General features: G+C 70.3%; 13 protein-coding genes. 4 read left to right on the top strand and 9 right to left on the bottom strand.

Annotated features, from left to right (window positions below; all coding sequences use genetic code 11):
- The first annotated feature begins 137 nt into the window (after positions 1-137).
- Together GX015_RS07815 and recR are read left to right on the top strand one after the other, a co-directional pair.
- Complete coding sequence (locus GX015_RS07815) at positions 138-473, top strand: YbaB/EbfC family nucleoid-associated protein (RefSeq protein ID WP_291344141.1); 336 nt, start codon at positions 138-140, stop codon at positions 471-473.
- Positions 474-489: 16 nt separating this feature from the next.
- Positions 490-1,176, top strand: coding sequence for a recombination mediator RecR (recR, locus tag GX015_RS07810; RefSeq protein ID WP_291344139.1), 687 nt, complete (start codon positions 490-492; stop codon positions 1,174-1,176).
- A 255-nt stretch (positions 1,177-1,431) separates the two neighbouring features.
- On the opposite strand, the gene nagB is transcribed toward recR, so the two are convergent.
- From nagB to GX015_RS07795, 3 genes are read right to left on the bottom strand one after another with little or no spacing between them, the layout of a single operon-like run.
- On the bottom strand, positions 1,432-2,199 hold the full coding sequence (nagB, locus tag GX015_RS07805) for a glucosamine-6-phosphate deaminase (RefSeq protein WP_291344138.1): 768 nt from the start codon (positions 2,197-2,199) through the stop codon (positions 1,432-1,434).
- 1 nt (position 2,200) lies between these two features.
- Positions 2,201-3,484 (bottom strand): amidohydrolase family protein, encoded by a 1,284-nt coding sequence (locus GX015_RS07800; RefSeq protein ID WP_291344137.1) that lies wholly within the window; start codon positions 3,482-3,484, stop codon positions 2,201-2,203.
- A gap of 4 nt (positions 3,485-3,488) precedes the next feature.
- On the bottom strand, positions 3,489-4,805 hold the full coding sequence (locus GX015_RS07795; protein ID WP_291344143.1) for a PTS transporter subunit EIIC: 1,317 nt from the start codon (positions 4,803-4,805) through the stop codon (positions 3,489-3,491).
- Between the two features lie 315 nt (positions 4,806-5,120).
- Here GX015_RS07795 and GX015_RS07790 point away from each other — a divergent pair, with 315 nt between their 5' ends.
- Complete coding sequence (locus tag GX015_RS07790) at positions 5,121-5,357, top strand: PTS glucose/sucrose transporter subunit IIB (protein WP_291344136.1); 237 nt, start codon at positions 5,121-5,123, stop codon at positions 5,355-5,357.
- On the top strand, positions 5,354-5,806 hold the full coding sequence (locus GX015_RS07785) for a PTS glucose transporter subunit IIA (RefSeq protein WP_291344135.1): 453 nt from the start codon (positions 5,354-5,356) through the stop codon (positions 5,804-5,806). The genes GX015_RS07790 and GX015_RS07785 overlap by 4 nt, the downstream gene beginning before the upstream one ends.
- Before the next feature lie 26 nt (positions 5,807-5,832).
- On the opposite strand, the gene GX015_RS07780 is transcribed toward GX015_RS07785, so the two are convergent.
- The 6 genes from GX015_RS07780 to GX015_RS07755 all read right to left on the bottom strand — a co-directional run bounded on the left by GX015_RS07780 (position 5,833) and on the right by GX015_RS07755 (position 11,253).
- A complete protein-coding gene (locus GX015_RS07780; protein WP_291344134.1) occupies positions 5,833-6,645 on the bottom strand; it encodes a GntR family transcriptional regulator in 813 nt (270 codons plus the stop codon).
- Positions 6,646-6,792: 147 nt separating this feature from the next.
- On the bottom strand, positions 6,793-7,503 hold the full coding sequence (locus tag GX015_RS07775) for a LysE/ArgO family amino acid transporter (RefSeq protein ID WP_291344132.1): 711 nt from the start codon (positions 7,501-7,503) through the stop codon (positions 6,793-6,795).
- A gap of 425 nt (positions 7,504-7,928) precedes the next feature.
- Positions 7,929-8,300 carry a DUF418 domain-containing protein gene (locus tag GX015_RS07770; RefSeq protein ID WP_291344131.1) on the bottom strand — a complete coding sequence of 124 codons (372 nt, stop codon included), beginning with the start codon at positions 8,298-8,300 and terminating at the stop codon, positions 7,929-7,931.
- 15 nt (positions 8,301-8,315) lie between these two features.
- Complete coding sequence (locus GX015_RS07765) at positions 8,316-9,008, bottom strand: hypothetical protein (protein WP_291344129.1); 693 nt, start codon at positions 9,006-9,008, stop codon at positions 8,316-8,318.
- Positions 9,009-9,113: 105 nt separating this feature from the next.
- Positions 9,114-9,944 carry a glutamine amidotransferase gene (locus tag GX015_RS07760; RefSeq protein WP_291344128.1) on the bottom strand — a complete coding sequence of 277 codons (831 nt, stop codon included), beginning with the start codon at positions 9,942-9,944 and terminating at the stop codon, positions 9,114-9,116.
- Positions 9,937-11,253, bottom strand: coding sequence for a MurT ligase domain-containing protein (locus tag GX015_RS07755; RefSeq protein WP_291344126.1), 1,317 nt, complete (start codon positions 11,251-11,253; stop codon positions 9,937-9,939). Before GX015_RS07755 ends, GX015_RS07760 begins: the two co-directional genes overlap by 8 nt.
- Between the last annotated feature and the right edge of the window lie 314 nt (positions 11,254-11,567).

Genomic DNA, 11,567 nt, shown 5'->3' with positions numbered 1-11,567 from the left:
CGCCGCTACAATCGGCGGCGACGTGGGCGCACGACGCCCGCCCGGGCACCGCGGCCGAACCGCAGTGCCGACGATCAAGTGCCCGACCTGCAACGCCCGGCCACACGCGGCCGGCGCCAACCCGAAAAGGACATGCCATGAGCCAGCCCGACATGAACGCCATCCTCGCCCAGGCCCAGCAGATGCAGGCCCAGCTGGAGGCCGCGCAGGCCGAGATCGTCGCCGCCTCCGTCGTCGGCGAGGCCGGCAATGGCCTGGTCAAGGTCACCATGCGCGGCTCCGGCGAGGTCGTCGACATCGCGCTGGACCCGAAGGTCGTCGACCCGGAGGACGTCGACGGGCTGCAGGACCTCATCCTCGGCGCGTTCGGCGACGCCACCCAGAAGGTGCAGCAGCTCGCCGAGGAAAAGATGGGCCCGCTGTCGCAGGGCTTCGGCGCGCTCGGCGACGGCCCCTCCGGCCTGGGCTTCTAGGGCCGGCGCACCGAAATTGTTCGAAGGACCCCTGCAAGATCTCATCGATGAGTTCGCGCGGCTGCCCGGCATCGGGCCGAAAAGCGCGCAGCGCATCGCCTTCCACCTGCTGAAGGTGGACCCGGAGGACGTCGATCGCCTCCAGTCGGCGCTGGCGCGGGTGCGCGACGGCGTGCACTTCTGCCGCGTCTGCGGAAACATTTCCGCCGACGAGGTGTGCCGCTACTGCGCCGACACGCGCCGCGATCGCGGGCTGATCTGCGTCGTCGAGGAAGCCCGCGACATCCAGGCCATCGAGCGCACCGGCGAATTCGAGGGCAGGTACCACGTTCTCGGCGGGGCGCTGGATCCGCTGGGCGGCATCGGGCCCAACGAGCTCAACATTCGCACTCTCCTGCAGCGCATCGGCGGCGTGCTTGCCGACGTCCCCGCGCCCCCCGGTTTCGGCCCCGGCGACGATTCGCCGAACGGAGTGATCGACGCGGACGGCAACGTTCCCGCGCCGGAGATCACCGAGGTCATCATCGCCACCGACCCCAACACGGAGGGTGAGGCGACGTCGACCTACTTGGCGAGGCTGCTCCGCGATTTCCCCGGCCTGGCCGTGACGCGGTTGGCGTCCGGCATGCCGTTGGGTGGCGACCTCGAGTACGTCGACGAGCTGACCCTCTCCCGCGCATTGACCGGCCGCCTGGCGATTTAGCCGCGGCGCGCGGTCGGCTCCGGCGGTCGGCGACGGGTGGCGGTGAGCGCGTCGGCCCCGGTTCCGGCCGCACGATCTCGGCGCGCGGCGTCGGAAAGCGGCGACCTTCCGGCCGTGCGCTCCCGCACCGAAGCCAAAAAGACGTCCAGTGGACAGAAAGACGTGGTTAACCACATCTATCTGTCCACTGGACGTCTATCTGTGGGTGAGGCTGGCGAATCCACACCCCAGACACCACCCCACCACCCCGCGCCGCTAGATCTCCTGCCACTCCGGCTTCGACTTGTAGGCGTAGCGGTAGTACTCGGCGTTCTCGAGCTGCGATGCGGCATCGGCGTCGACGATGACCGTGGCGTGCGGGTGGTACTGCAGCACGGACGCGGGGCACAGGGCGGAAACGGGCCCCTCGCACAGGGCCTCGACGGCCTCGGCCTTCACGATGCCCGTCGCCAGCAGCAGCAGGTGCCGCGCCCGCCCGATGGTGGCGAGCCCCTGCGTGACCACGTGGTGGGGGACGTCGTCGATGGAGTCGAAGAACCGGGCGTTGTCCTCGATGGTGCGCGGGTGGAGGGTCTTCACGCGGGTGCCGGACGCGAGCGAGCTGCCGGGCTCGTTGAATCCGATGTGCCCGTCGGTGCCCACGCCGAGGAGTTGCACGTCGATGCCGCCGGCGGCGGTGATGGCGCGGTCGTAGTCCTGGGCGTGCCGCGGGTCGAGGCCGTTGGGCGACTGCACCAGCGCGTCCTCGATGTCGATGTGCGCGGTCAGCTCGCGGCGGATGGTGGCGTGGTAGCTCTGCGGGTGGTCGGGGCCGAGCCCGATGTACTCGTCGAGCAGGAACGCGCGGCACTGCGCGAAGGACAGCCCCTCCTCCTTGTGGCGGCGGACGAGTTCGCGGTAGGCGCCGACGGGCGTGGATCCGGTGGCCAGGCCGAGGGTGGCGCCGCGGGCGACGTAGCGGGCCATGACGTCGGCGGCGAGGAGGCCGACTTCCTCGGCGGTGTCCAGGATGATGATCTCCACGTCAGCGTTCCTTTCGCTCGCCCCCGGCGATGACGGTGGGCGGGGTCGCGGCCTCTTCGTCGTCGGGGGTGGGAGTGGCTTTTGGTGCGTCGTCGAAAAGTATCAAATCAGCTCGCTTGCCGACGGCTATGGCCCCCCGATCGGCGAACCCCGCCACGCGAGCCCCGGTCGTGGCGGACATGCGGGCGACGGCCGCGGGGTCGATTCCGCGGGAGAGCATGCGCACGGCCTGGTCGTGGACGGTGGACGTGCCGCCGGCGATGGTGCTGTCTTCGCCGCCGCCGTCGCCGCCGTCGTCGGCCTTGAGGCGGGCGACGCCGTCGCGGACGAGGACGGGCAGGGTGCCCAGGACGTAGTCGCCGTCGGGCATGCCGGCGGCGGCCATGGCGTCGGAGACCAGCGTGACGCCGTCGGCGCCGGCGGTGGCGATGACGAGGTCGACCATGGCGTCGGAAAGGTGGACACCATCTGCGATGAGTTCGACGATCGCCTCGCCGCGGGCGGCGGCGGCCAACAATGCGGCGGCGGCACCGGGGTCGCGGTGGTGGACGGGCGGCATGGCGTTGAACAGGTGCGTGGCGGTGGCGGTCAGCCCGAGGTCGCCGGCGGCGCGGATGGCGCGGGCGGTGGCGTCGAAGTCGGCGTCGGTGTGCCCGAAGGACGCGACGAGGCCGTGGTCGGCGCAGACGCGCAGCAGGTCGTCGAGGCGCTCGGTCTCCGGGGCCAGGGTGATGGCGCGGACGTGGCCGCGGCCGGAATCGAGGATCGTCTCCAGGGCGGCCGGGTCGCCGGGCACGATGGCGTGGGGGTCCTGGGCGCCGCAGCGGCAGGCGTTGATGAACGGCCCCTCCAGGTGGATGCCGTCGACGTGCCCGTCGTCGGCGACGTCGGCGAGCACCGCCACCTGCCGCGCCAGGTCCGGCGGCAGCGCGGAGACGGTCGACGCGAGCAGCGTCGTGGTGCCCCACCTGCGGTGATGGGCGGCGGCGACGGCGCACCCCTCCGCATCGGAGGTCGGGAAGCCGTGGCCCAGCGCGCCGTGGTCGTGGACGTCGACGAAGCCGGGCAGGATCAGCGGATCGCTGCTTGACGACGTCCCGCCGTCCCCGTCACCGCCTCGATCGTCGGGGGCGGCGTGCCCGTTTCCGGCGTGGGCCCGATCCTCGTCGCGGGCCGGGCGCACCTCGGTGATCACCCCGCCGGACCACGCGATGTAGGTGTCCGGCAGCAGACCCTGAGGGGTGGCCGCTCGGCCGATGACGTGGCCGTCGTAAAGCGAGGGCATGGCGCTACTTCTTTCCGGGACCGGATTCCGGACCCGCGTCCTTCTCGCTGACGACCGCGCGGTCCGCGTCCTGCTGCGTGCGGCGGCGGTGGATGGACGCCGGATCGGGATCGGCGTCGCCCGTGGTCGTGGCCTCCGGCGCGGGGTCGAGCTCGGGGTCACGGCCGGGGGTCTTGAGGTCGAGCTTGACGATCATGACGCGGAAGATCACGTAGTAGATCGCCGCGTAGACCAGGCCGGCGACCACGATCGCCCACGGCTTTTCGGCGATGCCCAAATTCAACACGAAGTCGATCGCGCCGGCGGAGAATCCGAAGCCGTCGCGGGCTCCGACGAGGTTCATCACCGCCAGCGAGGAGCCCGTGAGCACCGCGTGCGCCACGTACAGCGGCCACGCGAGGAACATGAACGCGAACTCCAGCGGCTCCGTGATGCCGGTGAGGAAGGCGGTCAGCGCCAGCGACACCATCGCGCCGCCGGTCACCTTCTTCTGGGCGGGGCGCGCCGTGTGGTACATCGCCAGCGCGGCGGCGGGCAGGGCGAACATCATGATGGGGAAGAAGCCGGTCATGAACGCGCCCGCCGTCGGATCGCCGGCGAGGAAGCGGGCGATGTCGCCGTGCACGACGCCGGCGTCGCCCTCGTAGGAACCGAGCATGAACCACGGCACGAAGTTGAGCAGGTGGTGCAGGCCGATCGGGATGAGCAGGCGATTGACCGTGCCGTAGACGAAGCCGCCGCCGACCGAATTCTCCGAGATCACGTCGCCGAACCACGTCAGCCCCTGGTTGAACCACGGGTAGACCAGCACCATCGGGATGGCGATGAGCACCGCCGCGAAGCCCACGACGATGGGCACGAACCGGCGGCCGTTGAAGAAGCCCAGGTACTCCGGCAGGCGCGTGCGGTGGTAGCGCTGCCACAGCATCGCGGCGACCAGGCCCATGATCAGGCCGGCGAGGACGCCGTAGTTGATCATCAGCTGGTCGCCGTTCTGGTCGACCTCGCCTTCGAGCACCATCGGCGACAGGGCGTCGAACACGCCGGTGAGCACCAGGTAGCCGACGACGGCGGCCAGCGCGGTGGAGCCGTCGGCCTTCTTCGCCCAGCCGATGGCCACGCCGACGGCGAAGAGCAGCGGCAGGTTGTCGAACAGCGCCCCGCCGCCGGCCGCGAAGATCGCCGCGAGCCAGTCGAGCACCGTGATGTTCTCCCAGCGCCCGAGCATGTCGTCCTGGCCCAGGCGCAGCAGCAGCGCCGCGGCGGGCAGGACGGCGATGGGCAGCATGAGGCTGCGGCCGAGCTTCTGCAGGTTCTTCATCGCGGCCGACTTCTTCTTCGGCTTTGCGACGGGTTCGTTGTCGGTGGAAGACATGTGCGTGCCTTTCGCTCGTGGCCCGGGGCCGCTGACCTGCGGTGGAGGATCGTGCGGAGGTGTAGTCCCCGCCAGTGTATCGCACTGGTAATGACCGGCCATGACAACTTTGTCACATTCTCCCCAAAGGGGCCGCCGGGATCGGTACCGTGGGGGCCGACGCACGACAGCCGCGTGGGCCGCGGAGTCGAACGGTCGCGGACGGCGGTGGCCGCCGCGCACCCGGCACCGGGAGGTCCGCCCATACCCAGGAGGAACACCATGGCCAGGATCAACATCGACGAGATCGTCGCCGGGCTCGGCGGCGCAGGCAACATCGACGAGATCGAAGGCTGCATCACCCGCCTGCGCACCGTGGTCAACGACCCGTCGCTGGTGGACAAGGACGTGCTGACCCGCGCCGGGGCCATGGGCGTCGTCGGATCCGGCGACGTGGTCCAGGTCGTGGTTGGCCCCGAGGCGGAGCTGATCGCGGAGGACATCGGGGATCTCCTGTGACCGCGGTCTGCTCGCCCATCGCCGGCACCGCGGCCTCGCTGGCCGAGGTGCCCGACGAGGTCTTCGCCTCCGGCATGGTCGGCGCCGGCCTGGCCGTCGTGCCGTCGGGGGACGGCGTCATCGACGTCGCCGCTCCCGTGGCGGGGAAGATCATGCGGATCATGCCGCATGCGCTGGTGATCATGACGCCGGAGGGGCGCGGCGTGCTCGTTCACGTCGGCATCGACACGGTGCGCATGAAGGGGGAGGGGTTCGAGGTCCTCGCCGAGGAGAAGGATCGCGTGGAGGTCGGCGACGTGCTCATCACCGCCGACGTATCCGTCATTCGCGCCGCGGGGTTCGACCCGGTGTGCCCGGTGGTGATCATGGAATCCGTCGCCGAGGACATCCACGACGTGCTCGAGCCGGGCACGTCGGTGGCGCCGGGGGATCCGCTCTTCCTGCTCTGAGCGGCTACCGGCTGCGGCCGATGCGGCTACCGGCCGGCGTCGCGAAGGTGCATGCGCAGGGTGTAGCGGTCCGGCCGGTACGTCGAGGTGCAGACCTCCACCGGTCGGCCGTGGCTGAGCGACTGCCGGCGGATGCGCAGGACGGGCTGGCCGGCGTCGATGCCCAGCGCGCGGCCGATGTCCGCGGTGGCCGCCGCTGCGGTGCACACCTGCTCGGCCTCGTCGATGGGCAGGTTGTAATCCGACGTCAGGATCGAATACACGGACTTGTGCACCGCTCGATCCAGCAGGTCGGGGGCGTAGATCGCGCTGTACCAGGCGTCATCGACGGAGTACGGCAGGCCGTCGCCGAGCCGAACGCGCGTCAGATGCAGGTGCGGCCCATCGCCGAGGAATTCGGCGATCGACTCGGGCGGCCGCGCCTTTTCGGAGACGAGGATCATCGCCGACGGCTCGGCCCCCTTTTGCTTCATTTCGGCGGTGAAGCTGGCCAGGTGCAGGTCGGAGCGCAGCGGGCGTTTGGCCACGAAGGTGCCCTTGCCGCGGAAGCTTTCGACGGTGCCGTCGGCGACCATGTCGCTGATGGCGCGGCGGACGGTGATGCGGCTGACGCCGAAGACTTCTTCGAGGACGCGTTCGCTGGGCAGCGAGTCGCCGGGGCGCAGGTCGTCGTGGCAGACCTCGGTGAGGATCGCCTTGAGCTGCGCGTGCTTGGGCGTCGGGCCGTGTTCGATGCTGTGGCGCGACAGCAGCGCCAGAGTGCGGTCTTCGGCGGATGCGCCGGTCGCGGAATCGTCCGCCGAACCTGGCGCCGCGCCGGGGTCGGCGGGAGAGTTCATGCCCTCCATTGTACGACTGGTCATGACAAGTGGCGCGCCGTGGGGTGAGTGCTTGGTCTCATTTTCGCTTTACGACGGCTGCCGCGGCAGCCGGTTTCCGTCATTTATGCAGTGTGAGGTCAAATCTGACGTCGTCGACGCCACGATTCATGCGAGTCCGAGGGCGAGCTTGATGGCGATGCCTATCATGACCAGTCCGGTCAGCGCGTCGATGATCGTCCACGTGGCGGGACGAGCCAGGCGCCGGCTGAACGCCCGCGCGCCCGCGGCGAGCGTGCCGAACCACACCGCGGAGGCGAGGATCGCGCCCGCCGTGAACCACCAGCGCTGCTCGCCGTACGATACCGCCACCGATCCGACGAGTACGACGGTGTCCAGGTAGGCGTGGGGGTTCAGCCACGTCACCGCGGCGATGCCGGCGATGGCCCCGGTCAGCGTCTTCGCCACCGTGCCCGTGGCGTGCAGTGCCTGGTCATCGGTGCTTTCGGCCGAGGAGTGGACGCCGTCGTCGGCGGGTGCCCCACCGGTTGCGGAGCCGCCGGCGACCCGGGCGGGGCGGCGGGGCTTCGTCAGCTGCGCCGATCGCCACGCGGAGCGAAGCGACATCAGGCCGTAGACCACCAGGAACGCGATGCCGAGCAGCGTCACCGCCGTGAGGATCCGGGGGTTGGCCTGCAGTGCAGCGCCGAATCCGGCCGTGCCCAGCGACATGAGGAGCGCATCGGAGACGATGCAGAACACCGCGACGGCGGCGACATGGCTGCGGGCGATGCCGTGGCGCAGCACCATGGCGTTCTGGGCGCCGATCGCCGCGATCAGCGAAATCGACACCAGGAAGCCGGAAATGATCGATTGCACCGGAAAAGATTAGCCCGCGGCAGCTCCCGCCGCCGCACACCCCGGTGCCTCGACCATAGGCCATCGGTCTCCGGGGAACCGGCCGTGTCGCCCCTCGTGAGTTGGCGAGGGCGGACCCAGAATTCAACAACGCCCCGATCTGCCGGGAAAAGTCCGGACAGATCGGGGCGTAGTTGAAGATTTCCGGCCCCAATTCTTCAACGCCGACCCGATCTGCGGTCACGTCGGGGAGGAGATCGGGGCGTTGTTGAATTGGTGGGCGTAGGCCGACGAAAAGCTGGTTCGAACATCGCCATGACCAGCGGAAATGTAGCCGCGCGCTGTGTGGCTCTCAGCGGGATTGAGGCGTATCCGTGCCTTCCCCGACGGCTCCGATCGCGCTACGGGGCGTGTGGCGCGCTTGCCGAATCCCGGCCGCCGCGGGATCAGGCGGGCTTGGCCCCCGCCCACGTCGCCTTGCGCCACAGCCACTCGAGCGGCCCCTGGCGGAAGAACGTCTGCCATGCGACGGAGAACATCCACTGCACCACCAGGATCCCGGCGACGACGCCCATCGCCGCCGACCACGACGCGGTGGAATCGTCGACGACGCCGAACAGCGGCAGCGCGTCCTTGACGGCCCAGAACAGCAGCGTCGCGCCGATGTAGTTGGTCAGCGACATCCGGCCCATCGGGGCGAACACCGCCAGCACCGCGCGGCGCAGCGGAGTGGACATGAGGAAGCCGAGCAGCGCCATGTACGTCACGGCCATCGTCGCACCGGCCACCGCGCTGGACGCCGAGAACCCGGCGGCCATCGGGTCCATGTTCTGCTACCACAGGGCGACCGACGCGAGCCGCGCCGCGATGATCAGGATGATCGCATTCAGTTTGACGTTGCCGTCGAGGATGCGCGGGACGTCGTAAAGCGCCAGCGCGAAGCCGAGCAGGAACAGGCCGGGGATGGTGATCATGCCGCCGTCGAACGCCAGCGCCACGCCCAGCAGCACCGCGCCCGCGACCGCGGCGACCGGAGGCTGCCAGCGCGGAGGCAGGAACGTCGTGGGCAGCAGGACGAGGATCGCGAAGAACGCGTAGGGCATCAGCGCCTCGCCCGGGTGCAGGAAGAAATGCCCCACACCGAGGACGAACAGGAAAGCGAAGCGGCGCAACATGACCACGCGCGGGCGGGCGGCGCGGGTGCGGGCGGCCACCCACATCAGGCCGAAACCGATGCCGAACAGCAGCGAGAAGATGGGGAAGAACCGCTGCTGCACGAACATGTCCAGCAGGTCGCGGACGTGGTTGGGGCCGAGGGAGGGGTCGATCATCAGCTTCCAGATCGACGGCACGTTGACGAAGGCGATGCCGCACAGCGCGAACCCGCGCATCGCGTCGAGGGAACCGATGCGTCGGCCGCCGGGCGAATGCGACGCGGTCGGGGAGAGCGGGGAAAGCCGGGAGCCCCCGGTATCGGCGGCTGTGTTTTCGGGGGCGCGCACGTCGGGCGCGGAGGAGTTTTGCATGCCTTCCACGCAATCATCCGGGCGCCTGCGCAACGTCGGACCGCGGGCCGATTTCACGGCGAAGGCCGGGTCATACCCACGTATGACCCGGACCGGTGGATACCGCTACCGCTCGCTCTTCGGCCGCGGCTTCGACGCGATCCGCTCGGCGCGCAGCCGCCCGATGACGGGCAGATCCAGCGGCTCGAGCGACGCGACGTCCACGCCCATCGCCCGCGCCAGCAGCAGATCCGCCAGCTCGGGATTGCGCGCCAGCACCGGCCCATGCAGGTAGGTGGCCACGACGCTGCCCTGCACCGCGCCTTCCGCGCCGCCGGTCGGGGTCTCGGCGAGCTCCTGCTTGACGACGCCCTCCCGCACCCCATCGCCCGCGCGCACCGGATCCGGCGCGCGACCCGGTTCGGGCTGGCGCTCGGGGCCCTCGTTGCCCACGCCGCGGATGACCCGGCCCAGGGGGCGGGCGTCCGCGCCGAGCGTGGTCAGGCCCATGTGGTTTTCGAAGCCCGTCAAGGTGGCGGTCAGCTCGTCGGAAAGCGGTGCCGTGCGGATCTCGCCGATGGCCCTGGTCTGCAGCGACGTGGTGACGCAATCGAGCAGCCCGAGGCCCGCGACCTCCTTGCCGCCCGCGCGGAACGACTCGCCGAGGACCTGGAAACCGGCGCAGATCGCCAGAATCGGGCGGCCCGCCGCAGCCGCGCGCGCGAGGCCGCCATCCTTGGCCAGGTGTTCGACGGCGATGGTCTGCGCGACGTCCTCGCCGCCGCCGATGGCGTAAATGTCCAGGCCCTCGGGCACCGCCTCGCCGAGCTTGATGGGCGTGATCGTGGCGTCCAGACCGCGGCGGCGGGCGCGCTCGCGCAGCACCAGCGCATTGCCGTCATCGCCGTACGTGCCCAGCACGTCCGGGAGGATCAGGCCGATGTTCAGGTCAGTCATTGGTGCCTCGCTCGTCCTTTGCCGCACCGGCGTTGGCGCCGGCGTCTCGCTCGATGGCCTTCTTCAGATCGCGGAACGCCGTGTAGTTCGCCAGCACTTCCACGCGGCCCGGCGGGCACGCGGCGATGGCCTCCATCGGATCGTGCAGCAGCTCGTGCTCGATGCCCGCGTACAGCAGGCGCACCGCCAGATCCGTGCCGCGCTCGCCCGACGCCTTCACGGACAGGCCGCCGAAGTTCTCGAACACCACGTCCCACAGCCACGACAGGTCCTCGCCGTCGGCGACGTGGCCGTTGACCGCGATGACCACGCCATCCGCGTCGCGGTCCACCATCGACAGCGCCTCCTGCCAGCCGGCGGGATTCTTCGCCAGCAGCATGCGCACCTCGTGGTCGCCGACCTTCATGGTGGAGTAGCGGCCCGCGACGTTGTCCACGCCCTCGGTGGCGGCCGCCGCGACGACGGCCTCCGCGCCCAGCTCCACGGCGGCCGCGGTGGCCAGCGTCGCGTTGCCGCGATTAGCGTCGCCCGGCAGCGTCAGATCCAGCGGAATCGTCGTCCCATACGGGGTCGAAATGCCCTCCGGGGAGATCGCCCATGCGGCGGTGGGCCGTCGGAAAGCACCGCCACCCGGAAGCTCCTTGACCGCGTACCAGTCGTCGCCGTCGCGGATGATGGGCCCGCCCGTGCGCGGGCAGCTCGTCGCATCGTTGGTCCAGCCGCCGCCGGCGGAGACCCACACGACGTTCTCCGCGTCCCACGCGGCCGAGGCGATCAGCGGATCATCGCAGTTCGCGATGACCGTCGCCTGCGGATTCGCGTTCACCGCATCGCGCAGCGACCGCTCGATCTTGTTGATCTCGCCCACCCGATCCAGCTGATCCCGCGACAGGTTCAGCAGCACCAGCACCCGCGGCTTCAGGTCCGCGGAGATGTGCGCGACGTGCAGCTCATCGACCTCCAGGACCAGCGTGTCCGCGTCCGGCGACGCCATCAGCGCCGAGATGACGCCCGCGTCCATGTTGTCGCCGCCCTCGTTGGTGGCCACGCGGTCGCCGGCGGCGCGCATCGCGGCGGCCAGCATGCGGGTGGTGGTGGACTTGCCGTTCGTGCCGGTGATGATCGCCGCCGGCCGCCCGCCGCCCAATTGTCCCAGGATGCGGGGGTCGAGCTTTTGGGCGATGAGCCCGCCGATCATTCCGCCGGAGCCGCGGCCGGTGCGCCGCGACGCCCACGTCGCCGCCTTGGCCGCGGCCGTCGCCAGGCGCGACCGGGGGCTCATGCGGCGGGGTTTGCTGCTCTTGGTCATGGGGGCATTCTAGGCCTTTGGCGGGCGGGGGCCGTTGTCCGCGCCGTTAACGGCTTGTAACTTCCGTGCCGGTTCGCTTGACGACGCCCCGCCGGCAGCAGATCGCCCCCATTTTGTGCCCGCCCGCATCGAATCCCGGCGGGCATACCCGGCGTGGAGGCCTCGAATTTGCACTACGCAGCCACACGCCGGGTGAACGACGGTATAACCCCAGGACGCAAAATCGTGTGGCTGCGCTGTGCAACTAACGTCCACGACCAGCGTCGGATTCGGGGCGCCGGCGCACGATTTGCGGGCCCCGAGCTGCGGGCGGG

Origin of the sequence: Corynebacterium sp. (assembly GCF_012837295.1) — a bacterium.
Classification (GTDB): Bacteria; Actinomycetota; Actinomycetes; order Mycobacteriales; family Mycobacteriaceae; genus Corynebacterium.
This window is presented reverse-complemented; position numbering and strand designations above follow the sequence as displayed.

Excerpts from the sequence above, each read along its gene's own strand:
- GX015_RS07815 (WP_291344141.1), top strand. The coding sequence starts at position 138 with ATGAGCCAGCCCGACATGAACGCCATCCTCGCCCAGGCCCAGCAGATG.
- GX015_RS07800 (WP_291344137.1), bottom strand. The coding sequence starts at position 3,484 with ATGCCCTCGCTTTACGACGGCCACGTCATCGGCCGAGCGGCCACCCCT.
- GX015_RS07795 (WP_291344143.1), bottom strand. The coding sequence starts at position 4,805 with ATGAAGAACCTGCAGAAGCTCGGCCGCAGCCTCATGCTGCCCATCGCC.
- GX015_RS07790 (WP_291344136.1), top strand. The coding sequence starts at position 5,121 with ATGGCCAGGATCAACATCGACGAGATCGTCGCCGGGCTCGGCGGCGCA.
- GX015_RS07780 (WP_291344134.1), bottom strand. The coding sequence starts at position 6,645 with ATGAACTCTCCCGCCGACCCCGGCGCGGCGCCAGGTTCGGCGGACGAT.
- GX015_RS07770 (WP_291344131.1), bottom strand. The coding sequence starts at position 8,300 with ATGGCCGCCGGGTTCTCGGCGTCCAGCGCGGTGGCCGGTGCGACGATG.
- GX015_RS07765 (WP_291344129.1), bottom strand. The coding sequence starts at position 9,008 with ATGCAAAACTCCTCCGCGCCCGACGTGCGCGCCCCCGAAAACACAGCC.
- GX015_RS07760 (WP_291344128.1), bottom strand. The coding sequence starts at position 9,944 with ATGACTGACCTGAACATCGGCCTGATCCTCCCGGACGTGCTGGGCACG.
- GX015_RS07755 (WP_291344126.1), bottom strand. The coding sequence starts at position 11,253 with ATGACCAAGAGCAGCAAACCCCGCCGCATGAGCCCCCGGTCGCGCCTG.